The sequence below is a fragment of the Paenibacillus xinjiangensis genome (assembly GCF_059686975.1).
In genome coordinates this window covers 233,177-258,047 of sequence record NZ_JCAALS010000001.1, presented here as the reverse complement: position 1 = coordinate 258,047, position 24,871 = coordinate 233,177, and the positions used below count along the sequence as shown (strand labels likewise).

Below are 24,871 nucleotides of genomic sequence, written 5' to 3'. Positions count from 1 at the left end.
CCTTACTAAAAAGTGAGTCTATTACAAAATAGTGCATACTTCCATAAACCTCTGAATGCTCTTATTATACGGGTATCGAACAGGTCGAAACAATACAAAGGAGGGTAGGAGCGCTACCACGGCTCTATGTCATTCGTAAAGAGCGGCCGGTTTGATCAATCTGATCATGTTGGGAGATTTAAAATATGGAACACGAGAACGCAAAGAGAAAAGTATTAATCGTCGTTGCAAACCCATCTGTTTCAACGACCATGGGTTGGCCTACGGGGTATTGGGCATCCGAGCTGACTCATCCGTACTATGCATTCACCGAAGCCGGATTTGACGTAACGATCGCCAGTCCGCAAGGCGGCAGAGTAGAGATGGATTCCTATAGCAACCCCCAAAACGAGAACGGCTATGCGGCGGACGATATCATTACGCTAGGCTACCTGCACCACAAGCTGTTCATGAAACAACTGAACGACACGCCGAAGGTCGCGGACCTATCCCATCAGGATTTCGATGCAATTCTAGTTGCAGGCGGTCAATCCCCCATGTTCACATTCGAGCGAGAAACCGAGCTGCAAGCTTTATTCAGCCGGTTCTACGAAGAAGAGAAGGTCTGTGCAGCTTTATGCCACGGTACGGCATTACTGCTCTACTGCAAACTATCAGACGGCGAATCCATTATTCGAGACAAGCAAATGACCGGATATACAAATGAAGAAGAGGATTACTTCGACCAAATGATGGGGAAACCTGTGATGCCCTTCCGAATTGAAGATGAAGCTCAAGCATTAGGTGCGAATTTCGTCAAAAGCGCTCCTTTCACTCCGTTCGCTGTGCGGGATGGGCAACTGATTACGGGGCAACAACAATATTCCGGCCGCAAGACGAGCGAATTGGTCATTCAAGCCCTGCAGGATAGGTGAGTGAAGCTCAAGGAGCCGTCTACATGCAGCATTTTACAATGCGTCAAAAGAGAATGATCGTCCTTGCGGTGATGTGCGCCTTATTGTTCGCCGCGTTGAATCAGACCGTCATCGCAACGATCTCACCTCACATCGTTTCTGATCTGGGTGCTTTAGAAAACATTTCATGGCTATTCACATTATTCATGCTTGCCTCCACGGTAGCGACAGCGCTTGCCGGCAGGCTCTCCGACATGTATGGCCGCAAAACGTTCGTTCTCATCGGCTTAGTTCTACTGATTGTTGGATCGCTGTTCTGCGGCTTCTCGCGAACGTTCCTGTTCCTCATTTGGTTCCGAGCAGTTCAGGGCTTGGGGGTGGGTATCATCATCGCGATGTCCTTCACAATCGTAGGTGATTTATTCGCCCCTCGTGAGCGCGGCCTTTGGATAGGAGTTGTGACCTCCGTCTATGGGATCGCAAGCGTTCTCGGTCCGGTGCTTGGCGGGTATATCGCGGATCATACGGTATGGCGCATGGTGTTCTGGGTCTTCTTGCCTTTCGGGCTCGCGGCTCTGGCGTTCGTCTGGTTGGTGCTGCCTTCCCCTTATCGAATAGAACGCCGTACCATCGATTACCTTGGCACTTTATGGTTAACCCTGGCGATCATCTCGCTAGTAGTGGCTTTTACGTTAGGGGGAAAGTATGCAGCTTGGACCTCTGCAATCATCTTCGGGTTATTGGGAACGACTCTCCTATTCCTTGGCCTGTTCGTGTGGACAGAAAGAAAAGCCTCCAATCCGATCATATCCATTCATTTATTCAAAAACAGCACCTACACTCTCTCCAGTCTAATCGGACTGGCTTCAAGCGTCTGCATGTTCGGCACCATTATGTATGTGCCTCTCTTCCTTCAAGGCGTGCTAGGTACGTCTGCCGCAATGTCCGGTGCCCTAATCATGCCTTTGACCCTCTGTTTGGTCGCGGCTAATGCCCTTGCCGGATGGATCGTCTCGCGGACCGGACAATATAAGAAGCTTGCGCTCCTCGGACTGGTCATCATGACTGCCGGGATGACTTGCTTGTCCACGATAGGCGTGAGGACGGGTGAATCGACAATGGTCATGTACATTGCGATATTCGGCATGGGATTAGGCATCGTCCTCTCCGTGTTCACGATACTCTCACAAAGTGCGGTTGACGACAGTATGCTGGCTTCGGCTACCGCCTCCTTTCAGTTGTTTCGCCAACTCGGAGCTACGATCGGCTTATCCGTAATGGGTACGATCCTTCATCATCGATTGCCTCAGCCAACTACAGAAGCTGCTGTACGATTCAACAACGATACCGAGAGCTTAAGCTATGCGCTGCAAGGCGTATTTCATATCGGCTTATTTGCTTCAGGATTGGCGCTGCTCTTTGGTTTATTAATTAGGGAAGTCCCATTAAAATCAACCAAATATAGAACAAAAGCATAGGGAGGAATTCACTGTGGCGAAAGTATTATATATTACGGCAAATCCAAAGCAAGAGGAACAATCGTATTGCTTAAGTGTTGGTCGTGCATTTCTGAAAGCTTATCGCAAGGAAAAACCAAAAGATGAAATCACGGAATTAGATCTGTATCAGACCCACGTCCCCCAAATTGACGCAGATGTATTCGCGGGCTGGGATAAATTGAAACAACAAGGCGTGTCATTCAATCCATTGTCTCAAGAGGAACAATATAAAATTTCTCAGATGAATACACTCACAGAACAATTTATTGAAGCGGATAAATATATTTTTGTTACTCCCATGTGGAATTTCAACGTCCCCCCACTCATTAAGGCTTACATCGATGCAATCTGTATGAACGGAAAGACATTCATTTATACGGAGCACGGCCCTGTGGGGTTGATGACAGAAAAAAAGGCTATACACATTCAAGCACGCGGTGGTATATATTCAGGAGGGTTATTAGCGGACATGGAAAATGGGGACCGTTATCTTCATACGATTTTTAAATTTTTAGGAATTATGGATGCTCAATCCATTTATATAGAAGGGATGGGCCAAATGCCAGATGAAGTCGAACGCATCAAGCGTGAATCTATCCAATATGCTCAACGTGTAGCCATAGATTTTGCCAAGGATAACGTGAAAATGGTCTGAATGTGCTGAGGGTTTAGGGGTTCATCTCCCTTAGGCAATCCACCAAATAAAGAAACGCAACCCTTGTCAGGTTGCGTGAATGTTATATATTGGTGGAGCCTAGGGGGATACGACTCGCATAAACTCGTCTTTCTATCTTGGGATGTCCGAATCCTGATCTAATGGCTGACGAAGCCTACTCGACAAGGACCTTTAGCGGTAGATTCAGACGCCGTGCTCGTCCGTTTGAGCAATATGCTTCGATGTATTTCTACCACTCCCTGCGCGCGGACGAACCCGGGTTCGCCGCCTTTGGCTCTCCATAACGCAAAAAAGCCGATCCTTTTCAGATCGGCTTTTCTTTGCGTTATGGAGCCTAGGGGGATCGAACCCCTGACCTCATCGCTGCCAGCGATGCGCTCCCAGCTGTGGTCGGTTATACTGCCCACCAATCCGTAATAGCTAGTCCCCCGATAGCGTCGAACCCGTCTCAAGCAACTTCTTCATACTAGATAATACTATTGGCAATCCCGCTTCCAACACATTCGACGTATTCGGAGCATCCTGGAACTCGTCGTGTATTGCGGTTATTTAGCATCACACCGGTAAACTCGGCATGCGGGACGATTTCCCACGTCAAACGGGAAGGTTTCTCTTGCGCCGTTTCAGAAAGTGATAGCAACTGCCATGACATTACCAGCTTCTGAGGCGGCTCTACGACTAGAAGCTCCCCTTTTGCCTGAACCTTTCTTTGAGGACTCCATATTTCGTGAGAACAACCGGCTTCCCACTTGGCACGAATCACATCATTGCACCAATATATGGTGATAATTAAATTAACATGTATAATATCCCGACAGGCGTTGATTTTATCGCTATTCGGTTCACATTACGGCTGTGCTAATATTTTGGGGAGCATAGGAACAAGCAATGATAAGAACCGAGGCAACGGCGACGTGTATAGCCCTCACCAAACAACTGTACATTTTACCCGTGGCTTATGCCGCTGCTGAACGAAATGCATGTCATATATAGAGAGAATGGAAAGGAAAGGAAAGGAAAGGAGAGGTTCAGATGTCCATTCATTGGGCTGTCCGCAAATACAAATTCGTTGATCGAACCCGCCTACGCAACCGGAAGGCGGCTGCTCCACAACTGGTTTCGGCGGTAATGTATCCCGGCAGCAAAATGACGATACGTCCCGTAACCCAAAGAAATGGTAAAAGAAAAAAAAAAAAAAATACCGGAATAAATTCCGGCTGATACCGTGTCACTGTAAGTTTCGCAAAAAGAATAAGCATTCCCGTATTCATAGGAGAAAACTGAAAGTAATAAAATGCCCACCCTGATTGCAAGGACCTCAGGGTTTTCGAGGCTCAGACGGTCCATTAGGACCTCAATACAATATCCCTGGAGGAGCTGCCGATCAGCAGTTCGAACTCGCCTGATTCCACGTGCCAATCGCTCAGGTCGACATTATAATAAGCGAAGCTGCGTTAATCCAGCGTGAACGTTACCGTTTTCGTTTCACCAGTCGCCAGTTCAACCTTCTCAAAGCCCTTTAGCTCTTTCTCTGGACGAATGATGCTGGATTCCACATCGCGAACATACAGCTGAACTGTCTCCTTGCCGGACCGGCTGCCGGTATTCTTCACATCTATACTTCGAACGCATCCGGCATTTCTCCCGCAAGATCAGGTGCTTCATCTTGTCCGGACATGACGAATTCGAATACGCCCAGAAGGCGATTAGTTTTGGAACACTCCGTTATTTGTTAAAGCCTGTTGACATAGCCGCCTTGACGCACGCATTCCGTCGAGCAGGCGATAGCCGATATTGAGAAAGAGTGGGCCGAAATTAGCTCCTTCCAACGAATTAAGCATATGCTTCATTCCAATAAGCCACTGTTGCGCAGTCAGCTGCTTGCTGACTTGCTCCAGAACAAGCCGATCCAGGCCGACATATTGGAGGAGCGGCTTGCCATGCTTGATGTATCGTTCCGCTCGGGCGACCACTATATGCTGATGCTCATTCGGATGGTCCCAGTTTCCCGATTCCAGTAAGCTGGGAAGCAGTGGGGGGATATGCAAATGGAAGAGATTTCGACCTTGCGATTGCGTCTCGGATTCTTCAACCGTAATGAAGTAGCTTTTATTTTTTCTTACATTTCGTATAAGTGACGACACAGAGGCGCGGTATGTTTCCGATAGGTTCTCGGGGAAGCGCTCGCCAAGATCGGCCGAATTTTGTCCATCAACGAACAGGACAACGAACTTACACATGATCAATTATTTACGACATTGCTTTATCTATCCTCCTCCTTCGTAGTATCATACTCCTCCGAGGAAGAAGATGTGGAAAGTCAGCTCGGCGAAGAATTCGACCTGCTCCTTCGGAAGAAAAGCCAGTAAGGTTCGAACGTTTATCCAAGAACACCTTGCCGAAGGAATCTCCCTTCAGACAGTCGCAGACTACGTGAAGCTTCATCCTGTCTATTTATCCAAGGTGTATAAGACAGTAGCCGGCGAAACAATCGGCGATTATTTGTACCATACCCGGATGGAGCGAGCCGTTTACCTGATCCGGAACACCGATCTCAAAATCACGGAAGTTAGCGGGCAGCTCGGTTTTTTGGCCCCCCCTCATTTCATTAAAATCTTTAAAAAGCATTACGGCTGTACGCCGCAAGAATATCGTAACAAATGAATGCCTATTGCACTTAAAAGAAGAAGAGTATCCACCATCTTCCTCTACATAAAGTAGCCTTCCGGCCAGAGTTAAGCTTCCCTGAAATCCTCTACGATAAGCTCGAGAGCGCCAGTAACCAGATCAATCAAGATGTTCACCGTGCCCTTCGCCAAAGTCAATGGCAAAGCCAAATGAGGGATATCAATTGCTGGTGGCGGCAAAGGGGAGACCCACAGTATTGTGCTATATATTTGGCTATGACCACAGGAATGCTCAATGAAATGATTCTTAAGCAGATGAAAGTTGACACTTCCTATTACAAGTCCTTCGGCCTCACGATCGACGAAATTATTAACCTTTTGAAGAAGTTTATTGAAGACAACCACGCCGATTAGGCGTGGTTGTTTGTTGTGTGTACGGGATGGAGCTTAGGGGACTGCGAACCTCTGATCTAATTGCTGCCAGTGGAGTGATGGGGTTTTGTACGATAAGGTAAATGCGGGAGATTTCTGTCTCCCCCATTTAAAGCGCTTCTTTAATGATTCTTTTGTTATAAATAACAGATAATAATGCAAAGGTTGAGTATAGCGCTGAGTAAAGAACCATCACGATAATCATCGGTGTCCATATCTCTGTTTTGAAGAAGAGCGAAACGGATCGAACGGTAAAGTAGCTATAGATTAGACCGATAACTAAGGGTATTCCAAACGTAAACATCTGCTTCACTTGTATGCCTTTTAATAATTCGTCCGCAGTGAATCCCAGTTTTCTCAAGATGATATGGATAGACCTCTCATCTTCACTCTCATCCATTTGCTTGAAATATAAAATACACCCTGAAGTAATCAGAAAGATAAGTCCTAAGAAACCAACGATAAACATTGTAAGTCCCCTTGATTGCCTCTGCTCCGTTCTCATATCAGGAAGTGATTGATAAGGGGCAGCATTGTCCTTCATGGCTTCCTTGAACAGTTGATTCGCTTGCTCCACATTTTTGTTATCGATTATTTTAATTCCGAAATAAGGAACTATCTGTTCCGGGCTCGCGGGCTGAATTTCATCTGTCACCGGTATATATGTATCCTCTCCGATCAATATAAAGTCATCCCCGTTTGTTGCCCAGTTCATAAGAGTTTCCAAGTCAATTTCAAGCTCAATGATATCCAGAGCACGTTCGTTATACGCAATCGCCTCTTTATCTAACGCACTCTTATATCGCTCCGCATCTGTTAGGCTCAATATAGAAAAATGGTCGCGGGTTTCCGCTTCCCTCTTCTTTTCTACTAAAGAATAGGAGATATAGCTAAGAGACAACAAGCCAATAGATACAGCAGACGCCGTAGTAATAAGGGTTAACAGCATTGCGTTTTTTTTCATTCGAAACATAATGGATGAGAGCGACAACACATCGACCACATTCAAATATCCGCCCTTTCGCTTTCGAACCAAATACATGACAAAACTAATTGTGCTCTTGTAAAATAAATACGTTCCGATGGTGGCAACAACCGCCGCTGCCAGCATGGCCAGTATCAGATCGCCTTCTGTTTTCAAACCACCATCAAATAATTTCAATGAAATATACATGCCCGAGACCATCAATGCGATTCCGATCAAGCCCAGCAGCATCTGGAGCCACGATAGCTTTTTCAGCTTTAATTCCGTTGATGAAGTTGCACGGAACAAGGCCAAAATACTGTTTTTCTGTATGAAAACAAAATTAGATAACTGAATGAATACGTAGATCCCAACAAAAATATAGAGAGACTGCAGTAAGGCCTCAGCAGAAAACCTCAGTGTAACGATGGCTTCGATCTTCATAATGTTTAACAGCATCATTCCAATTAGTTTCGATCCAATGAATCCAATACCAATACCGATTAATGTGGAGCCAAAATATAGGATAAAGTTCTCGACGCTCAAAATGTTAAATATTCTGCCTTTCGTTAATCCAATTAGCTGAAAAAGCCCAATTTCTTTGCTTCGCCTATTCATAAATATCGAATTGGCATACAGAAGAAACACAGCAACAATACCAGTAAGAACAACTGACGCTACTTGAATGGAGGCTTTGACCTGAACGGATGCTTCTGCCTTATTCATCAGAGGATCATACTTCAGATTCACAAAAGCAAAATAAAGGGCAACACTAAAAATAAGAGCGAATACATATAAAAAGTAGGCTTTTACGTTCTTTTTCAAATTTCGAACAATGAGTTGGCTAATGCTCATGCTGTACACCTCCGATGACAGCCTGTGTTTTCATAATATCTGCTAAAAAGGATTGCCTCGACTCCTCGCCTTTCATTAATTGTGCATACATGTGACCATCCTTAATGAAGATAACTCTGCCGCAAAAGCTTGCTGCAACGGGATCATGGGTAACCATTACGATAGTCGCCCTTCGTTGTTCGTTTAATTCATTCAACTTATTAAGCAGGTCTGATGCAGATCTCGAATCTAATGCACCTGTCGGCTCGTCCGCGAAAATGATGCTTGGATCGTGAATAAAGGCTCGGGCTGCAGAGGTCCGCTGTTTCTGACCACCGGATATTTCGTTAGGGTATCGATCTTTAAGCTCATAAATGCCGAGTTCGGTAGCGATCGCTTTAAATTTAAGATCCGCCTCTTTCTTCGTCACTTTCGTAATGGACAATGGCAGAAGTATGTTTTCTTTCACCGTTAATGTATCTAATAAATGATATTCCTGAAATAGAAACCCTAGATGATTTTTGCGAAAATCGGCAAGCTGCTTTTCCTTTAGCTGCGTCATTTCTTTTCCTTCGATTTGGATTGAGCCTGTGTTCACTTGATCAATTGTGGAGAGAACATTGAGCAGAGTCGTCTTACCAGAACCCGATGCACCCATAATGCTGACGAACTCTCCTTTGTTAATACTGATGTCCAGATTGTTTAATATCACTTGTTTGTTAGAACGATTGCCATAGCTTTTATTGATTTTATTCGCTTGCAAGATCAGCATACCTTCACGCTCCTTTTGTATCCTCATTATATAAGTAAAGTGTTCTGCGATCCTTCGATTGCCCGAACAATTAACAAAAGCATGTGACATTATTGTCACATGCTTAAGAGCTGAACAAATTGATTTCTTTTGGGGAAGGTTATTGCTACAGTCGTCCCCACTCCCAATTCGGAACGAACATTGATCTGCAAGAGCAAGGGCTTCGCTGCTTTTTTGGACAAATAAAGTCCTAATCCTGTAGCAGCCTGATCTTGATGTTTGGATGTTGAAGTGAATCCCTTATCAAATATGCGAGGCATATCCCTTAGATCAATGCCGCGACCAGAGTCCTGCACTTCTAGCACCGTTTGATCATTTTGTTTGTAGCTGCTAATGCGGATATTAGATGCCTCGCTATATTTTATAGCATTGGTTAGTAGCTGTCTTAGAATAAAGGCCAGCCACTTCGCATCGCTAAGCACATGCGAGATTTCCAACTCCATATCAAATCCAATTTTTTTATGAATACACCACGATTGTAAGGTTTTGATCTCATGGAACAGCAATGTTTCGAGATCGGTTTCTTCAATGTGCAAGTCGTTCTCAATAAATTGGATACGCTTCTGATGAAGCTGCTGATCAAGCAGTAAATAAATGCGCAACCATTCATATTTGAGACGTGCTTTCATAGGTTCATCATCATTTAATCGGTCAATCATTAAATGCATGGCGGTGAGCGGTGTCTTCACTTCATGAATCCAGGACAACAGATCGTCTTTTTCCTGCTCGATCGTCAACATATTTTGTGTTATAAGCTCGTTTAATCGAGAGGATTGGTTAGCGATGCTCTTAACGACAATGTTCTCAAATGGACTGTCCGCAAGGTTGCTGCTAGTTGCATCGAGATCGTATTCCCGTTCATCAAGGGCTTTGAAAAACTTCGTTTCTTTCTGGAAGCGAAGCACTAAGAAAAAGATAAAAATAATAAAGGACAGACTTGCGAAATAAAGAACGGAAGTGAAGGGCCAAGCCACATCCATCGCTGCAACAAAAAGCATAAGAAGATGGACACTAACAAATAACATAATCCAGCTAAGTCTTTCCCTAATAAAATTCACAATCATAAATCTGCCTCTTCCACAGCGATATACCCTTGTCCCACTTTTGTTTCAATGAAACGTCCCAGTTCCAGTTCATCCAGCCTTTTTCGCAGTCGATTCAGATTAACGGTTAACGTATTGTCGCTCACAAACCGTTTGTCATCCCATAGACGATTAATAATATCTTCTCTGCTCACAATTATATTTTTCCGCTCCACAAGCAACTGTAATATAAACATTTCATTTTTGGTCAGACTAATCGTTCCGATCGGATTCGTCACCGTATTTCTGGGGAAATCCACAGTCGCGCCGCACCATTGTTTATGCTCGGCTTGTTCCGTGCTGTAATGGTAGATGCGGCGAAGAACGGCCTGTATTTTCGCAATAAGAACATCGAAGTGAAAGGGCTTCTGGATGAAATCATCTCCTCCGAGCTGCATCGACATCACCATGTCGGAAGGATGATCACGCGAAGATAAGAAAAGGATAGGAACATTCGAGAGCTTGCGTATCATGCGGCACCAATGAAATCCGTCAAACCTGGGTAATTGAATATCAATGATGACCAGATCGGGCTTAATATCCGTAAATTCTTGTATAACCCTATTAAAATCATCTATGCCATAAACCACATACGACCATTGCGATAATCTTTCTTTTATTTCAGTAAATAGTGTTTTATCATCTTCGATCAGCAATAGCTTAAACAATAATCACACCACGCTTTGTCGGATTGTTAGAGTTAAACACTCTATCCTCTGGATGCTCTTATTATACGGGTATCGAACAGGTGGAAACAATACAAAGGAGGCTAGGTTCATGCATGGAGACTTTGATTAAAAAGATTTTATTAGCAAATTTAGAGTATAAGGTACGCTCAACATCGTTACGAAGATACCAGCGGGCAGCTCTGTTTCGCCCCCTTCTTGGGCTGATTGACTCGATATTGATATGGAGGTGAATGACCCTGCTTGAATACCGTCTCCTAGAAAAAGTACCGCACGGATGCTTTAACTTTCCATTTGCCGTCTACAGCGTGCCTATTAAAACACGATTCGATACTTTCATTTACTAAAACGCTGTTGGTTACTGACAAGAAAGGTTTGTGCACGTATGCTTAAGACTTAGGACAGATCTGGTAATGTGATTATGAGGAGGATGAATTATGTATAAGGTGCTCATTGTGGATGACGAGCTTTTTGTACGCAAGGGTTTGATTGGTCTGATGGATTGGTCGTCGCTGCAATTTGAAATTTGCGGCGAAGCGGAGAACGGGGAGCAAGCGTTAAACCTTATCAATCAACTGAGCCCTGATTTAGTCATTGTAGATATACGCATGCCCGTACTTGATGGTTTGGAGCTAATCAGAAAGGTGAATACAGAGAGTGAACTTCAACCACTGTTTATCATCTTAAGCGGGTACCCTGATTTCTCTTATGCTCAGCAAGCCTTCCGTTACAATGTGTCAGATTATATCCTAAAGCCCGTTGATGAACACGAGCTTACAGCTGCCTTAAAAAACATAGCTATTACGTTGAATCAAAAACAGCTTTTATCGATGACAAAAGAAAAGCCGCTTGTCGAAATCGTTATCGAATGCTTGCTGCAGGCTGAACCAGATGAGCAGGTAATGGCGCAAATTGCCCATACGCTGGAGCTTCCCCTCTCCTCTACCTATACATATGTCATTGCAGAAATACAGGATAAGCGGCCTCATGGAGAAATCGACTATTTGCTCGCACTGCAAACGTCACTCCAGCGATATTTCCATCACGAGGGAAAGTCTTTACTCATCCATGTACGCACATACAACCAATATGGCTTTATCGTGCCCCCATTGTGGCTCGACGAGCAGATCGAAGCTGACCGAACGAACTACGCCAAGCTGCTTGATATTCTGGAGAGGGATCTAGCAACTACGATAGCTTTGTTTATAGGCCATGATGTCAAACATTTGAAACAAATCGTTCATTCCCGCACCAGTGCCGACGAAAGCCTGAACTATCGTTTTTCCGCAGGCAGTAATGGCTTATTTATAGCATCGGAACTGCTAAAGCTGCCATTATATTATTTTGATGTTGATGAAGAACTGCATGGTAAGCTGATTTATGAGGTTGAAGCCAATCAAAGGGAAGGTTATAGGAGCGCTATTGATGCGATTTTCATTGCCTTCCAGGAGCGGCATTTCGCTCCCGGTGCAGTTACTAATACCATAAGGCGCAGTATGATTGCCATCATCAATATTATTAGGCAGCTGGACGGAGACGAGAAAGATCTTCGGTGGTTGGACGAGCTGCTTAATTGGCAGACACAATACCGTAATCTGAGTCAGCTAAGATATGTTTTCTTGAATTTTATTGAGGAAGCTGCCAAATATATCGCGGAAAAACGAGGAGAAAAAGGCGAAGGTAATATCGAAAAAGTAAAAAAATTTATTGATGGTCACTACAGAGAAAATATTTATCTGAAGGGCATTGCTATCGAATTCCAAATGAACCCGGTTTATCTTGGACAGCTGTTTCGCAAAAAATACGGTGTATATTTCAATGAATATGTTCTGTCCCTTCGCATCGAGGAGGCGAAGCGATTGCTGCGGCAAACGAAAAAACGTATGTACGAGATTGCAGAGATGGTAGGTTTTCATAACGCAGATTACTTTGCCACCCAATTTGAGAAACTGGAGAACATGACGCCAACGGATTATCGCAATAAAATGATCGATCAAAAATAAGGAGGATCCCGTGTGCTCAACTTTCGATTGCATCATTTGAAGCTCCGAAGCAAGCTGATCGTCATCTATGTCGTATGTGTGTTCATACCGATTGTGCTCACAAACGTGATGTTCTATCATGTGACAACCATTAACATAAAAAAACAGAAGACGACGGATGCTGACCAAGCGATTACCTTATTGCAGGCCGAATTAGGAGCACTTATTGACGATGCTGCTGGCATTTCTTATTTATATTCAATTGACAGTCAGCTCAATAATCATCTGAATATGGAGTATAAATCATACGATCTCTATGTGGAATCCCTGAGTGCTATATCGAGTCTGTTTAATAGCGCTGACAAGGAGTACAAATCCATAAGCTCTGTCACGATAATGAGTGACAATCCGACGATTCTAGCCTCGGCTCATATTATCAGACTCGAGGATGAAATACGGAACACTGATTGGTATAACCAAATCAAAAATTATAATAATACTTATCCGCATCTGTATGTAACGCACGACAGCATCAGCGTTATACAAAAGCTGTCTGATCGCCGATTCGAAGCCTATGAAAATATAGTAAAAATCGATTTAAATAACAACTACATTACGCAAATGCTCGATTTATCCAGTTTTGAAGGAGATATTTACTTTTTAGATCCGTCTAATCAGGCGCGGTATGGCCGTTTAGCGAGCGGTCAGCCAAGCGGGCTAATCACTGCAGAGCGGATATTGAGCCTCGATGAGATACCTAGTCCGAATAAGGCAATAGTCATAGGCAAGCAATATCAGACTAATCGACATCTCGAAGGCTGGACCGTATACGGAGTTCTGGACGAAGAGAAAATCTTGTATGATGTCAGGAAATCAGGGCAATTTATCCTTTGGTTTGCAGTACTTAATTTCCTTGTGCCTACAATCGTAATCTTAATTTTCTCCCGCTCGATCCATACGCGCATCCAAGATATCCTGAAGCACATGAAATCAGTAAAGGGTAAAAACTTTGAACGAATTCCCTATAATCGGGAACGGGATGAAGTAGGAGAACTTGCAATGGAGTTCAACCGGATGAGCGAGCGGATTGAAAACTTGATCAATGATGTGTATGTAGCTGAGATACAGAAGAAAGAGCTGGAGTTGCAACAACGGCAAGCCCAGCTACACGCGCTCCATAGTCAGATCAATCCTCATTTTTTATTTAATGCACTAGAAACAATCCGGATGCGAAGTCTAATGAAGGGCGAATTACAGACGGCCAAGACCATTCAGAATATGGCAAAAATCTTTCGCAAATCTATTCTTTGGAAGCGAAGCTTCGTTACGATTCGCGAGGAACTGGAGTTGATCGAAAGCTTCCTGGAAATTCAGAAGTATCGATTCGACAGCAAGCTGGAGTATCATATCGAGGTCGATCAATCCCTTATGGATATTGAAATTCCGAAGATGACATTTTTGCCATTCGTGGAAAATGCGAGTATTCATGGCATCGAGAATATACCGGGCATTGGATATATTTCGATTCAGATTGCACAGGAGCAGGAACAGATCGTCTTCGTCATCTCGGATAATGGGGTAGGCATGGATCAAGCGAAAATCAGAGAGCTGCAATGTTACTTCCAAGAGGATGCTGCCATGGGCGATTCTATAGGCATGAAAAATGTCATTACTCGTCTGAAAATATGTTATGGAGAATCGTTCACCTACACAATTACCAGTGATCAAGGTAAAGGATCACGAATCACTCTGCGTCTGCCGATAGGACAAGAAGGATTAAATCCACAAAACAACTTCTTAACTATTCAAAGACCGATCTAAGGTTTACTATATAACAATTATTTACTCTTTCTTCTATACTGAAAGTGCTTACATTACTTCCATAGACGAAAGGGGATTTAGTAATGCAAATGAAAAAATGGCTGCAATCTAGCCTGGCCGTAATAACGGCGGCAACACTCCTCCTTGCAGGTTGCTCGAACAATGATGCAGTAGTCAGCAACTCCGAGACAGGAGGAAAGAATGGCGAGACCAGCACAGACCCGGTCACCTTTGAGTATTTCGGCTTCGGAACGAATAAAGATGTGCTTGCCAGCGATACGACAATCGGTAAAATTTTAAAGGACCAAACAGGTGTCGATTGGAAGATGGAATATGTTGTAGGGGATGCGAGCACTAAGGCTGGCGTTATGATTGCCGGCGGCGATTATCCCGATGTCATCTCCCCAGTAGGCGAGCTTTCTAAGCTCTTGGATGCAGGCGCTTACATCCCTCTTAATGATCTAATTGAGAAGTATGGTCCTAATATCAAGCGTGTCTACGGTGATTATATGGACAAAATTACAAATGAGGATGGAAACATCTATATCCTGCCTTTCACTGCCAATGTAGGCGGCTACTTGATGGAACCGGATGCGTCCAGTACATTTTGGATGCAACGCAGCGTGCTGAAAGAATTTGGCTATCCGGAAGTAAAAACACTGGATCAATATTTTGAATTGATCGAGAAATATAAGGCCAAATATCCTTCCATAGATGGAAAAGATTCTATTGGTTTCGTTACATTCGCCGGCACACCTGGTGAGTTTTACACAATAACCAATGCGCCAATGCATTTAGCTGGGTATCCGAACGAAGGCAACGTTCTGGTTGACCTGAAGACTCATGAAGCCAAGCTGTATATGGGAACTGATTACGAGAAGCAATGGCTAAAGAAATTAAATGAGATGAATGCAAAAGGCTTGATTGATCCAGAGACTTTTACCGCTAACAAAGACCAATACTTGGCCAAGCTGACTTCCGGCCGCGTGCTCGGATTTGTCAACTATTCCTGGCAGATCGGCGATGCCACCAACAACTTGAAAGCGGCTGGCAATGACGATCTGCGTTATGTGGCCCTTCCCATTGTTTTTGACGAAAACACCACAGATGCCTATATAGAACCTCCTTCCTTCGTCAACAACCGTGGACTCGGAATTACCGTAAGCGCAAAGGATCCGGTACGTATTATTAAATATTGGGATAATATGCTGACCGAAGAGAACCAGAAGCTCACCCAATGGGGCGAGGAAGGTGTCACCTATTCTGTGAATGAAGACGGCCGTTTCGTCATGAGCGAAGAACAATTGGCCAATAAAAATGATAACGAATTCAGACGTAAATACGGCTGGGCATATTTCGATTATGAGTGGCCACGATACGGCAACAACTCGATATACGAGGACGGTAACGCTCATTTCCCTACCAGCCAGCCGGAAGTAGCGGCTGTCAATTATACGGAAGGCGATCTAGCTTTGCTTAAAGCTTATGGTCTGGAAACCTTCTCCGGTTTCTATGATGAGCCGGTGGAACGCCCATGGTACCCTGCTTGGAGTATCGAGAAGGAACAGGGTTCACCTGAAAATATCTTTAATCAGAAGTCCGGAGATCTCCAGCAGAAATACTATCCAAAGATTGTGTTTGCTTCCGAAGCCCAATTCGAGTCGGTCTGGAATGAATATATTGCAGCTTTCAATAAGTTAGATGCTGCGGGCTTTGAAGCATTTATGACCAAGAGAATCAAGGAACGGGTTGCAGGAAAGTGGTAATTAGCTGCCGCTGAATAAAGACAATATCTAGGGAAAAGTGAATACCTTCACTTTTCCCTCCTAAACCTGCTGGAGAGAGACTAGTTTGAGCTGGAAGGAGACGGATCGAGTGAAACATGCAGGACATATGGTAGGATCGACCTCTGGCGATTCGCGCCTGAAAGCCTTATTCAAAACATTATCTAGACAGAAAATGCTGATGCTAATGTCGTTACCTTTTCTCATATGGGTCATTATATTTAAATATCTTCCCCTCTGGGGATGGACAATCGCCTTTCAAAAATACAAATTGGCAAAAGATCTTTTTGACCAAACCTGGATCGGTTTAGATAATTTCAAGCTTTTGTTTCAGGAACAACAGTTTTACTTGGTCTTGCGCAATACGCTCGTCATGAGCTCCATTAATCTTGTGCTGGGTTTTATGACAGCTATTATATTAGCATTATTGCTGAACGAAATACGCAAAGTTTATATCAAGCGAACGGTACAGACGATCAGTTACTTGCCGCATTTCATTTCATGGGTAGTTGCCGCTAATATCGTTCAAACAGCACTGGCTCCGGAAGGTATCGTCAATGTATTGCTGCTCCGCATGCATATCATTGATCAGCCTATTTTGTGGCTGGGAATCGGAGAGTATTTCTGGGGGATTCTTGGAGTAACAGAAGTCTGGAAGAACGTCGGCTGGAACACGATTATATATTTGGCTGCCATTACCACGATTGACCCCACCCAGTACGAAGCTGCCGAGATAGATGGCGCATCGCGCCTTCGACGGATGTGGCATATTACACTTCCAGGCATGAAGTCAGTCATTGTCATCTTGCTGATTATGAATCTGGGCAATATTCTGGAGTCAGGATTCGAGGCGCAGTACTTACTTGGCAACGGTATGAATGTTGAATTTTCGGAAAATCTTGATATATTCGTCTTGAAATACGGGATGCAAATGAATAACTTTGGCTTGGCAACCGCAGCCGGTATGTTTAAGACCGTGGTCAGCTTCATCTTCCTGATCGCTGCCAACAACCTTGCCAAGCGGATGGGCGAAAGCAGATTGTACTAGATGAAAGGAGGCGAAGGCTATGGAAAAAGCCAAATCAGCTCGAAATTCTTCGATAGGCGATAGAATATTCGATTTGTGTAATTACATTTTCATGATTATTCTGGTCATTATCACCCTGTATCCCTTCTTAAATATGTTTGCCTTATCGTTTAACGATGCGAATGATTCGATTCGTGGCAGCATTTATATTTGGCCGCGTGAATGGACTCTGAGAAACTTTGAGTATGTGTTTAACGAATCCAATGTGTTTTATGCGACCTTCATTTCCGCAGCACGGACTATCATCGGGACGATCGTCTCCGTGTTTTGTACAGCGATGCTGGCCTATACAATCAGCCGCCCTGAATATGCATTGAAGAAATTTGTATCCATTACTTTCATTTTTACGATGTATTTCAGCGGCGGCTTGATTCCGACCTACCTGCTCACTAAAGAGCTTGGCATGCTGAACAGCTTCTGGGTATACATTATTCCGGGCATTATCGGAGTGTTCAATATGATTGTCATTCGCTCTTTTATAGAAGGCTTGCCAGACGGCATTATGGAATCAGCTAAAATCGATGGCGCCGGAGACTTTAGCACATTTGTGCGTATTGTGCTTCCGCTTACCGTACCTGCTCTTGCCACGGTATCTCTATTCGTAGCGGTATCCCAGTGGAACTCCTGGTTTGACGTATTCTTGTACAACTCTTCACGGCATGACTTAAGTACATTGCAGTATGAGCTGATGAAGGTGCTGTCCACATCAAACACGACGACCAGTTCAGGCGGCTCGGCGGCTGACGCCTATGCCAACGCGCAAGGAAATGTAACGGCGGTTACGCCAACATCAGTTCGCGCAACGATGACTATCGTTGCCAGTGTGCCGATTATTATGGTCTATCCGTTTCTGCAGAAATATTTCGTCAAAGGTATGATCGTTGGCGGTGTGAAAGGCTAGGACAAGGAACGCAGAATACGAACAGGACTCTCTCACCAATCTGGTTCGTGGGCGGACGTACCGGATGTCGATGTGATTCGATCAAGATATTCATATTATAGATAGGCAGAAGCATGCACATGAGCTTTTGAGAAAACCATCTAAAATTGATGCACCGATATGCCCATAATAACCTTAAATCATAAACGCCAGCTAAACGGCGTCGATAGGAGTAGATGATCATATTATGAGGAAACAAGGCGTAAACCCTTACTTACCATCATGGGAGTATATTCCTGATGGCGAACCTCATGTTTTTCAGGACAGAGTCTATGTATACGGCTCGCATGACCGTTATAATGGGCATGTCTTTTGTATGAACGATTATGTTTGTTGGTCGGCACCCGCTGATAATCTGGCGGACTGGCGGTATGAAGGTGTCATATACGAGAAGACGGATGATCCGCTGAATTCGGACGGGCGCATGTGTCTTTATGCACCTGACGTCACCCTCGGTCCGGATGGGCGTTATTATTTATACTATGTACTGGACAAAGTGCCCGTCGTCTCGGTCGCGGTCTGCGATACGCCTGCCGGCAAGTACGAGTTCTACGGATATGTGCAGTATTCAGATGGGACGCGCTTGGGAGAGCGCGAGGGCGACCAGCCACAGTTCGACCCAGGTGTCTTAACGGAAGGAAACCGCACTTACCTGTATACCGGGTTCTGCGCCATAGGCGATCTGTCGCGCAAGGGCGCGATGGCCACCGTGATCGGACCGGATATGCTTACAATTATGGAAGAACCGGTCTTCATTATACCAAGCGAGCCCTACAGCATAGGAACCGGCTTCGAAGGCTACGAATTCTTTGAAGCACCTTCCATCCGAAAACGAGGCGATACTTACTATCTCATCTATTCTTCGATCGCCATGCACGAGTTATGCTATGCGACCAGTCAACATCCAACGAAAGACTTCAAATACCATGGCGTTATCGTCAGTAACAACGACTTGCATATCGACACCTACAAGCCGGCAGATAAGCCTATGTATTATGGAGGCAACAACCATGGCGGTATAGTCGAGGCAAATGGTCAATGGTACATATTCTATCACCGGCACACAAACGGGACGAGTTATAGCCGTCAGGGCTGCATCGAACCGATTGCCTTCTTGGAGGACGGTACTATACCGCAAGTGGAAATCACCACAAGTGGTCCGAACGGTGGTCCACTTATCGGCCAAGGTGAATATCCGGCATACTTGGCCTGCCATCTGTTCACAAACACCGATGAACGGTATACTGGTTCGTTCGGCGCTTGGATGGACGGTCGATTCCCGAAGATTACACAAGACGGTAAGGACGGCGATGAGGAGATTGGTTACATCGCCAATATGCAGGATTCCGCTGTTGCGGGGTTCAAGTACTTCCAATGCAATGGGGTAAAACGTGTCGAGATTAAGGTTCGCGGCTATGCCCACGGAAGCTTTGAGGTCAAGACAGTTTGGAACGGTCCGCCGCTCGGATCGATTCCGGTCGACTTCACAAACATATGGACGACGTATGCAGCAGATATCGCCATTCCGGATGGTGTTCATGCCTTATATTTTCAGTATACAGGGATTGGCAGCGCAAGTCTGGCATCGTTCACGCTGGAATCGTAGATTCCTGGGAAGACGTCCATCCACTCTGTCTGCAAGGGACAGACCCTTCGGGTTCTCTCCATTAAAGGACCGTAAATACGAAAAGTCGACCTAAAGGTCGACTTTTTGTATTTATGGAGCCTAGAGGGATCGAATCCTTAACCTCATCGCTGCTAGTAATGCTCTCTCCCACAACTGAATATTTAACTACCCTGAGTTCTGGATATGATTGAATAGAGGTATAAAGGTATATTTACTTATGTGCGCTTCATCGACCACGATAACATAGCACTCGATTATCTTTCGATACACTCTCCTTGCGTGAACGTATCTTATCTTTGTGTCGCTGACGGGCTCCGCCCTTCTGAGTACCCTCGCGTATTCACCGCTACTTTCCTCAGATAAGTCCCTTCAAAAAAATGAGATTGTCTGCTTTCTATGCCATCCTCGAAAGCCCTTCTACAGGCTATTGCATGACGAAAGAAGCTAAGGACAGCTTCCTTATCCTTGAGCTAAGTATTAAAAATGAGGATAAAAAAGCTATTACTATCGACTCCTCATTCTTCAAGTTAAGAATCGATGATGTGGAGTATGATATTGACGGTGATGCTGATAAGTATATTAATACTGTCTACCACTCGATGTTCTCACATAAAATTATCCCTGGTGCAGAGCTAAAAGGAAAAATTGTATTTGATATTCCTGCTGATGAAGTAAATTCACCGGAACTTTTGCTAAATGTTCATACGGGATCTAGTGCTGCTGAACAGGGTATTATTGTTCTTAAGTAATATAGCTTGGGATTATACAATTCGATAACTTTAGATCATAGTTCTACTCGCATAACGCTGGATATCTATTTAACTACGCAAAGAAAAAAGCCATTAAACACTCGGAATCCCTTGTGTTTAATGGCTTTTTCAAGTATGGAGCCTAGGGGATACGACTCGCATAAGCTCGTCTATCATTTTTGGATGTCCGAATCTTTGATCGAATGGCTGACGAAACTTACTCGGGTGAAGACTTTTAGCGGTAGATTCAGACGCCGTGCTCCTCCATTAGGAGTATTCCTTCGAAGCCTTTTCACTTCATTGCGTCCGCGCGGACGAATTGCCCCTAGCATTCCATACTCTCTTCTAGCGATTACTGAGGAGTTCAATTCTTATCCTGGCGTATGATGCGGAACGGTAATTTGGTTTAGAAAACAAGGTCAATTCTGTAATTATTGCATTAAAACGGATACAAAAATTTATTATTATACTTACATAAGTTGGTTTTTATTCTAATTCCAGCAGGTAACTAATGATGAGAGGGATGGGCTATGAAGATTCTGTATATTAGCGATACATTAGGCTACGGGGAAACCCCAACCTCAGAAGCAAAACCTAATGTACTTTTGTCTGTAGTTTCTTTAGCTATAGCAATAGGATTTGCTATTTCATTTATCATTTTAAAGCTTAAACATAGAAAAGAAAATGTTCAAATATGATGAATGCGCATACTAAACAATTAAAGGCAAGCATGTTAGCCATATTGTTGCTTTCGTTATTTCTCATGTCCCTTATCTTATCTAGTTGTTCAAATAAATCTGTGCTTTCATTAAGTGGCGATGAGCGCAAGGCTGCTGATTTCATAGAATCCAGGGGTTATAGCATCATTTCCCCGTTAGGTGAGTCAGAAGACTATCTGCTGAGCAAGGAGAAGCTTATTCAGCCTCCCTATATGAATATTTGGTCTGTACAAGAGGCAGAGCCGGAGCAGTATATCGGGAAATCCATTGCTTCTTATAGCTTTGTGGTGTCGGGACATCCATTAGAGCATATGTATGCCTCCGCGGATCACAGCTCAGAGTACGAGATTCATATCGACGTCTCGCTGTCTGATGAGGAAGTGATAGGCGGATACTCATATCCGGTAAGAAAGGATAGTGCTTTGTTAATGGGAGGCGTTTATTCCATTGATGGTAAGACTCAAGAGGAGCTGACTGGACTAAGCTATAGTGAATGGCTAGTGCAATGGAAGAAGAAATATAGTGAATAATGCTAACTTGGTGGGGTCTGTCAATAATTCTGTGTAAACTCATTTATAAGGAATCCCCCGAGGGGGGATTTTCCTTTTAGCGTAGATGCTTACCAACCCGTTCCGGGAAGAAAACGGAGAGTTGAAGCAGCATTTGTCCCCAGTTCTGGACTCGACCCGTCCATTTTCGGACGACATCCATGGTTGAGAGGTAGAGCATTTTGAGCAGCGCTTCATCCGAAGGAAAGATACTTTTACCCTTTGTGACCTTGCGGAGTTGGCGGTGGTAGCTCTCAATGATGTTGGTTGTGTAGATCAGCCTTCGAATCTCAGGCGGGTATTTAAAGAAGATCGCCAGCTCGTCCCAGTTATTGCGCCAGGAACGGACGATGAGAGGGTACTTCGCAACCCAGAGCTCCTCGAATCGATCAAGCTCAGAACTGGCGGTTTTGTGTTATTTATTAAGCTCCTCATTCATGATGTCGATTTTATCGGTCAGCTCTTCAAGACCTTCTCGTCCTGCGCTATTCAACTCACGAATCAGAGTATCTAGATCATTTCTTCTCAACACAATCTCCTTAGAGACAACCTTGTTGAGGAAAGCAAACATAAACTCAAAATCACCGCTGTGAGCGATTAACCTGAAGAAGGCATCGTTCCACCAGATCTTCTCCAATAGCTCATGAAACACCTCATTGCTAGATAGCAGACGCTCCTGAAACAGCTTAAGGCTCGCTTTGAGTGGCATAAAGCGTTCCCGTATTAATGTCTCAGCATCTCGGGACGCAAACCCATAACCTGCTGCCTTATAAATGGCACAAATCAACTCGACATGGTCTTCATAAGTGATGTGGTCGAAGATCGGCGCTTTCCATTCTAACAACAGATTGATACCTGCATTTTGGTCATTGAAGTATCCGCTTTTAATTATTTCAAGGATCTTACGGAAACATAGCCGATGCAATTTGGCATCAGCAAACTCTCTCGAAGGAGCAAGGAACGCCTTAAGTTTCGCACTGTCTGCCGAGGAAGCATTACCTGTTAGCGCGAACCTAAGCTGAGATATTTGTCCCATTAGTTCCTCTGCATCAACATTCACTGCCTGATCGAGTCTCCTGAACAACATCGATGCAAAGTATAGCTGCTCTAGCGCTTCCTGTTCCGACGGGTGTATCGAATGGTCATGTGCTAAGATGTTCCGAACCCCCATCACAGCGCCAGAGAATAACCACATCGCTCCTAGCTGCGAGTCATCACCACCAGCTACCTTAAGAATAGTTGCCTTCTCATTAGTTCCCTTCTTATTATTGATGGTAAAAGCTTTTTGCATTAGCTCTGTACCATCATGTTGTAGCCTGCTTTTGCGCCGAACATCATTATCCAACGCTACATACGTATCGAGAACAGCTGAACGATAATGCCCATCTTGGAAAAGCTTTTGGGCGACCCCCAATACTCTCGGATGCAAACCATCCAACTTACTTGGTTGAGCGGCGACTGGAGTCGGTTCTTCGATCAGAGGAGCTTGAGGTGCTGACGTTGGAGCTTCGGGAGCTGCTGGGGCTGCTTGATCCCTCAAGCGCGAGTAGCCCTTTTCCGTTACCGTAAGCTGAGTCGGGAACTTTACCTCACCTGTAACCAAGCCTTCTTCGACCAACGTCCTCATCATCATCAGGCTCGGCTGCTCTTCGTTTACCTCAGGAAAGAATACGGAGTAGTCCTTGCGATCAATCGCCACCGTATCGCCCCAATATTTCGAAAGACCCTGAAGATTCTGCAGTGCTTTCAATTTTCGTTCCGGTACGGAAGGGAACTGATCAACGAGTTGCTGAATCGTATACCCCTCTGTATAGCCGTTAGGATTACCAATGAATAGTGTTGCTACCGGCTCTTTGTTGATCGTTCGGCATCGGGTGAATGCCGATACCTTCATCAACTGGGGCAAAAGTTTACGCTCGACGGGCAAATCCTCCAAGCACTCGCGAGTAATCTGGAAGTCACCACAACTTGGGCAATTTATTAGATAAACCTCTGACCTGTCTCTCATTTGTACTGCTTCGTTATCGCAAAGCGGACAATTAATCTTGGATGTCATACCGATCACTCCATACGTTGAATTCACATGCATTGGCACATGTAAATATTCACCAGAGAGGGACTTAACTCCTGCTCCGAAAGCACGAATCGACAAAAACCCCGTTCGGGGAAAATAAAAATGCGGCTACCTGTTTAGGTTAGCCGCTTGTTATGAATATCTAACACTTCATTTCTCATAATGAGGGAGCTACTCCGCGACAATTGAGTTGTCAAAAAAAGAGCAGTTTTGAAAACACCCTCATACAGAAATCCCGTTACTAGGCTGCCTGTGTCAGCGTTCTTTCGCGATAAGTAGCTGGGGGCAAGCCCCTGGATTAGAGGTGTGAATTCGCCGTCTGTTGTAGTAGACCATGATGTATCCGAAGATGGTCGATTAATATAGGCCATCAGGTAACTCTCTGTGTTAATTTTGTACAGCTTCTCTTTCTTTAGCGTAGCAAAAAAGCTTCCCATCCATGCGTTGTCATTACGCTTAAAGGGGTGTCTAAGGTATTGACGCGGCTAGGTTTCAGCTATACAAAAGCCACCTACACCTTGTCGCGCGCAAACGAAAAAGAGCAAGAGCATTTCCGTGAATCGACACTCCCTGCGCTTAAAGAGCAATTAAGCCAAGGTAACATCGATCATTTGCTGTTTGAGGATGAGTCGTCTATACGAGCGTATATGGCCCTGCAATACAATTGGTTTCCGAAGGGACAACAACGCAAAATTTCAACTTACGGACAGCATAAAGGAGCTAAACTCTTCGCTGCCATTGATTATGCAACTGGACATGTCGTCCATCAAGAGGAAGAGGAGTTGGATACAGGAGCCTTTCAACGGTTTTTGGTAGATATCTTGGAGACCTTCTCAGGTCAAATTGTCATGGTGTTAGATAATGCCCGCATCCATCACGCGAAAATGATTCAACCCTTTCTTAAGAAACATCCGAGATTTCAATTTTCTGCCAAAGTATAGTCCGGAACTGAATCCTATAGAAGGTTTATGGAAGCGGTTGACACATGATGTCGTGAACAACGTGTTTTTCCAAAAGTTTAACGTTATTCGCTCCT

The 24,871-nt window shown here is 44.4% G+C and carries 23 protein-coding genes, 1 tRNA gene and 3 pseudogenes; 16 read left to right on the top strand and 11 right to left on the bottom strand.

Annotated elements, in window-relative coordinates; translation table 11 throughout:
* The first annotated feature begins 185 nt into the window (after positions 1–185).
* Genes AC6ESP_RS01160 through AC6ESP_RS01150 form a run of 3 tightly spaced genes read left to right on the top strand, consistent with a single transcriptional unit; the run spans position 186 to position 3,047 of the window.
* Positions 186–914, top strand: a complete 729-nt coding sequence (locus tag AC6ESP_RS01160; protein WP_497094830.1) for a type 1 glutamine amidotransferase domain-containing protein — start codon at positions 186–188, stop codon at positions 912–914.
* 23 nt (positions 915–937) lie between these two features.
* Positions 938–2,371 carry an MDR family MFS transporter gene (locus AC6ESP_RS01155; RefSeq protein WP_497094829.1) on the top strand — a complete coding sequence of 478 codons (1,434 nt, stop codon included), beginning with the start codon at positions 938–940 and terminating at the stop codon, positions 2,369–2,371.
* Between the two features lie 13 nt (positions 2,372–2,384).
* Positions 2,385–3,047 carry an NAD(P)H-dependent oxidoreductase gene (locus AC6ESP_RS01150; protein WP_497094828.1) on the top strand — a complete coding sequence of 221 codons (663 nt, stop codon included), beginning with the start codon at positions 2,385–2,387 and terminating at the stop codon, positions 3,045–3,047.
* A 349-nt stretch (positions 3,048–3,396) separates the two neighbouring features.
* Here the strand turns inward: AC6ESP_RS01150 and AC6ESP_RS01145 are convergent.
* From AC6ESP_RS01145 to AC6ESP_RS01125, 5 genes and pseudogenes are all read right to left on the bottom strand, one after another.
* Positions 3,397–3,481, bottom strand: a tRNA-Ala gene (locus AC6ESP_RS01145).
* Between the two features lie 53 nt (positions 3,482–3,534).
* Positions 3,535–3,831: an SRPBCC domain-containing protein gene (locus tag AC6ESP_RS01140; RefSeq protein WP_497094827.1), complete on the bottom strand. Its 297-nt coding sequence runs from the start codon at positions 3,829–3,831 to the stop codon at positions 3,535–3,537.
* Positions 3,832–4,151: 320 nt separating this feature from the next.
* Complete coding sequence (locus AC6ESP_RS01135) at positions 4,152–4,415, bottom strand: hypothetical protein (protein WP_497094826.1); 264 nt, start codon at positions 4,413–4,415, stop codon at positions 4,152–4,154.
* 8 nt (positions 4,416–4,423) lie between these two features.
* Positions 4,424–4,690, bottom strand: a pseudogene (locus AC6ESP_RS01130) (fibronectin type III-like domain-contianing protein); the annotation flags it as partial.
* A gap of 84 nt (positions 4,691–4,774) precedes the next feature.
* Positions 4,775–5,308 carry a hypothetical protein gene (locus AC6ESP_RS01125; RefSeq protein WP_497094825.1) on the bottom strand — a complete coding sequence of 178 codons (534 nt, stop codon included), beginning with the start codon at positions 5,306–5,308 and terminating at the stop codon, positions 4,775–4,777.
* Between the two features lie 70 nt (positions 5,309–5,378).
* On the opposite strand from AC6ESP_RS01125, the gene AC6ESP_RS01120 reads away from it, so the two are divergent.
* A complete protein-coding gene (locus AC6ESP_RS01120; RefSeq protein WP_497094824.1) occupies positions 5,379–5,732 on the top strand; it encodes a helix-turn-helix domain-containing protein in 354 nt (117 codons plus the stop codon).
* A gap of 239 nt (positions 5,733–5,971) precedes the next feature.
* Positions 5,972–6,109, top strand: coding sequence for a hypothetical protein (locus AC6ESP_RS01115; RefSeq protein WP_497094823.1), 138 nt, complete (start codon positions 5,972–5,974; stop codon positions 6,107–6,109).
* Between the two features lie 127 nt (positions 6,110–6,236).
* Here the strand turns inward: AC6ESP_RS01115 and AC6ESP_RS01110 are convergent, their stop codons facing one another.
* The 4 genes from AC6ESP_RS01110 to AC6ESP_RS01095 form a co-directional block, all read right to left on the bottom strand.
* Positions 6,237–7,946, bottom strand: coding sequence for an FtsX-like permease family protein (locus tag AC6ESP_RS01110; protein WP_497094822.1), 1,710 nt, complete (start codon positions 7,944–7,946; stop codon positions 6,237–6,239).
* Positions 7,936–8,697: an ABC transporter ATP-binding protein gene (locus AC6ESP_RS01105; RefSeq protein ID WP_497094997.1), complete on the bottom strand. Its 762-nt coding sequence runs from the start codon at positions 8,695–8,697 to the stop codon at positions 7,936–7,938. The genes AC6ESP_RS01110 and AC6ESP_RS01105 overlap by 11 nt, the downstream gene beginning before the upstream one ends.
* Positions 8,698–8,792: 95 nt before the next feature.
* On the bottom strand, positions 8,793–9,800 hold the full coding sequence (locus AC6ESP_RS01100; RefSeq protein ID WP_497094821.1) for a sensor histidine kinase: 1,008 nt from the start codon (positions 9,798–9,800) through the stop codon (positions 8,793–8,795).
* Positions 9,797–10,486, bottom strand: a complete 690-nt coding sequence (locus tag AC6ESP_RS01095; protein ID WP_497094820.1) for a response regulator transcription factor — start codon at positions 10,484–10,486, stop codon at positions 9,797–9,799. Before AC6ESP_RS01095 ends, AC6ESP_RS01100 begins: the two co-directional genes overlap by 4 nt.
* A 455-nt stretch (positions 10,487–10,941) precedes the next feature.
* Here AC6ESP_RS01095 and AC6ESP_RS01090 point away from each other — a divergent pair, with 455 nt between their 5' ends.
* From AC6ESP_RS01090 to AC6ESP_RS01050, 9 genes are all read left to right on the top strand, one after another.
* Positions 10,942–12,507 carry a response regulator gene (locus AC6ESP_RS01090; protein ID WP_497094819.1) on the top strand — a complete coding sequence of 522 codons (1,566 nt, stop codon included), beginning with the start codon at positions 10,942–10,944 and terminating at the stop codon, positions 12,505–12,507.
* A 12-nt stretch (positions 12,508–12,519) separates the two neighbouring features.
* On the top strand, positions 12,520–14,307 hold the full coding sequence (locus AC6ESP_RS01085) for a sensor histidine kinase (protein ID WP_497094818.1): 1,788 nt from the start codon (positions 12,520–12,522) through the stop codon (positions 14,305–14,307).
* Positions 14,308–14,390: 83 nt separating this feature from the next.
* Entirely contained in the window at positions 14,391–16,073 is a 1,683-nt protein-coding gene (locus AC6ESP_RS01080) for an ABC transporter substrate-binding protein (protein ID WP_497094817.1), read from the top strand.
* Positions 16,074–16,200: 127 nt separating this feature from the next.
* Positions 16,201–17,139 carry an ABC transporter permease gene (locus AC6ESP_RS01075; protein WP_497094996.1) on the top strand — a complete coding sequence of 313 codons (939 nt, stop codon included), beginning with the start codon at positions 16,201–16,203 and terminating at the stop codon, positions 17,137–17,139.
* 19 nt (positions 17,140–17,158) lie between these two features.
* Positions 17,159–18,079 (top strand): carbohydrate ABC transporter permease, encoded by a 921-nt coding sequence (locus AC6ESP_RS01070; protein WP_497094816.1) that lies wholly within the window; start codon positions 17,159–17,161, stop codon positions 18,077–18,079.
* Positions 18,080–18,305: 226 nt separating this feature from the next.
* Positions 18,306–19,724 (top strand): family 43 glycosylhydrolase, encoded by a 1,419-nt coding sequence (locus AC6ESP_RS01065; RefSeq protein ID WP_497094815.1) that lies wholly within the window; start codon positions 18,306–18,308, stop codon positions 19,722–19,724.
* 452 nt (positions 19,725–20,176) lie between these two features.
* The gene (locus tag AC6ESP_RS01060) at positions 20,177–20,494 is read left to right on the top strand and encodes a DUF4352 domain-containing protein (RefSeq protein WP_497094814.1); all 318 of its coding nucleotides are present in this window, start codon (positions 20,177–20,179) and stop codon (positions 20,492–20,494) included.
* A 530-nt stretch (positions 20,495–21,024) separates the two neighbouring features.
* Positions 21,025–21,192, top strand: a complete 168-nt coding sequence (locus tag AC6ESP_RS01055) for a hypothetical protein (RefSeq protein ID WP_497094813.1) — start codon at positions 21,025–21,027, stop codon at positions 21,190–21,192.
* A 233-nt stretch (positions 21,193–21,425) separates the two neighbouring features.
* The gene (locus AC6ESP_RS01050) at positions 21,426–21,743 is read left to right on the top strand and encodes a hypothetical protein (protein ID WP_497094812.1); all 318 of its coding nucleotides are present in this window, start codon (positions 21,426–21,428) and stop codon (positions 21,741–21,743) included.
* A 76-nt stretch (positions 21,744–21,819) separates the two neighbouring features.
* On the opposite strand, the pseudogene AC6ESP_RS01045 reads toward AC6ESP_RS01050, so the two are convergent.
* Both AC6ESP_RS01045 and AC6ESP_RS01040 read right to left on the bottom strand, forming a co-directional pair.
* A pseudogene (locus AC6ESP_RS01045) lies at positions 21,820–22,173 on the bottom strand (transposase); the annotation flags it as partial.
* 3 nt (positions 22,174–22,176) lie between these two features.
* Entirely contained in the window at positions 22,177–23,817 is a 1,641-nt protein-coding gene (locus AC6ESP_RS01040) for a TIGR02391 family protein (protein WP_497094811.1), read from the bottom strand.
* Positions 23,818–24,311: 494 nt separating this feature from the next.
* On the opposite strand from AC6ESP_RS01040, the gene AC6ESP_RS01035 reads away from it, so the two are divergent.
* Positions 24,312–24,776 carry an IS630 family transposase gene (locus AC6ESP_RS01035; protein WP_497094810.1) on the top strand — a complete coding sequence of 155 codons (465 nt, stop codon included), beginning with the start codon at positions 24,312–24,314 and terminating at the stop codon, positions 24,774–24,776.
* Positions 24,763–24,807 (top strand): annotated as a pseudogene (locus AC6ESP_RS01030) (hypothetical protein); the annotation flags it as partial. The gene AC6ESP_RS01035 and the pseudogene AC6ESP_RS01030, both read left to right, overlap by 14 nt.
* Between the last annotated feature and the right edge of the window lie 64 nt (positions 24,808–24,871).

Bases quoted from the DNA above. Each gene is read 5' to 3' on its own strand.
- AC6ESP_RS01080 (WP_497094817.1), top strand. From the start codon at position 14,391: ATGCAAATGAAAAAATGGCTGCAATCTAGCCTGGCCGTAATAACGGCG.
- AC6ESP_RS01090 (WP_497094819.1), top strand. From the start codon at position 10,942: ATGTATAAGGTGCTCATTGTGGATGACGAGCTTTTTGTACGCAAGGGT.
- AC6ESP_RS01120 (WP_497094824.1), top strand. From the start codon at position 5,379: ATGTGGAAAGTCAGCTCGGCGAAGAATTCGACCTGCTCCTTCGGAAGA.
- AC6ESP_RS01055 (WP_497094813.1), top strand. From the start codon at position 21,025: ATGAAGATTCTGTATATTAGCGATACATTAGGCTACGGGGAAACCCCA.
- AC6ESP_RS01155 (WP_497094829.1), top strand. From the start codon at position 938: ATGCAGCATTTTACAATGCGTCAAAAGAGAATGATCGTCCTTGCGGTG.
- AC6ESP_RS01050 (WP_497094812.1), top strand. From the start codon at position 21,426: ATGAATATTTGGTCTGTACAAGAGGCAGAGCCGGAGCAGTATATCGGG.
- AC6ESP_RS01065 (WP_497094815.1), top strand. From the start codon at position 18,306: ATGAGGAAACAAGGCGTAAACCCTTACTTACCATCATGGGAGTATATT.
- AC6ESP_RS01070 (WP_497094816.1), top strand. From the start codon at position 17,159: ATGGAAAAAGCCAAATCAGCTCGAAATTCTTCGATAGGCGATAGAATA.
- AC6ESP_RS01105 (WP_497094997.1), bottom strand. From the start codon at position 8,697: ATGCTGATCTTGCAAGCGAATAAAATCAATAAAAGCTATGGCAATCGT.
- AC6ESP_RS01100 (WP_497094821.1), bottom strand. From the start codon at position 9,800: ATGATTGTGAATTTTATTAGGGAAAGACTTAGCTGGATTATGTTATTT.
- AC6ESP_RS01110 (WP_497094822.1), bottom strand. From the start codon at position 7,946: ATGAGCATTAGCCAACTCATTGTTCGAAATTTGAAAAAGAACGTAAAA.
- AC6ESP_RS01115 (WP_497094823.1), top strand. From the start codon at position 5,972: ATGACCACAGGAATGCTCAATGAAATGATTCTTAAGCAGATGAAAGTT.
- AC6ESP_RS01160 (WP_497094830.1), top strand. From the start codon at position 186: ATGGAACACGAGAACGCAAAGAGAAAAGTATTAATCGTCGTTGCAAAC.
- AC6ESP_RS01075 (WP_497094996.1), top strand. From the start codon at position 16,201: ATGGTAGGATCGACCTCTGGCGATTCGCGCCTGAAAGCCTTATTCAAA.
- AC6ESP_RS01040 (WP_497094811.1), bottom strand. From the start codon at position 23,817: ATGACATCCAAGATTAATTGTCCGCTTTGCGATAACGAAGCAGTACAA.
- AC6ESP_RS01125 (WP_497094825.1), bottom strand. From the start codon at position 5,308: ATGTGTAAGTTCGTTGTCCTGTTCGTTGATGGACAAAATTCGGCCGAT.
- AC6ESP_RS01135 (WP_497094826.1), bottom strand. From the start codon at position 4,415: ATGGACCGTCTGAGCCTCGAAAACCCTGAGGTCCTTGCAATCAGGGTG.
- AC6ESP_RS01060 (WP_497094814.1), top strand. From the start codon at position 20,177: ATGACGAAAGAAGCTAAGGACAGCTTCCTTATCCTTGAGCTAAGTATT.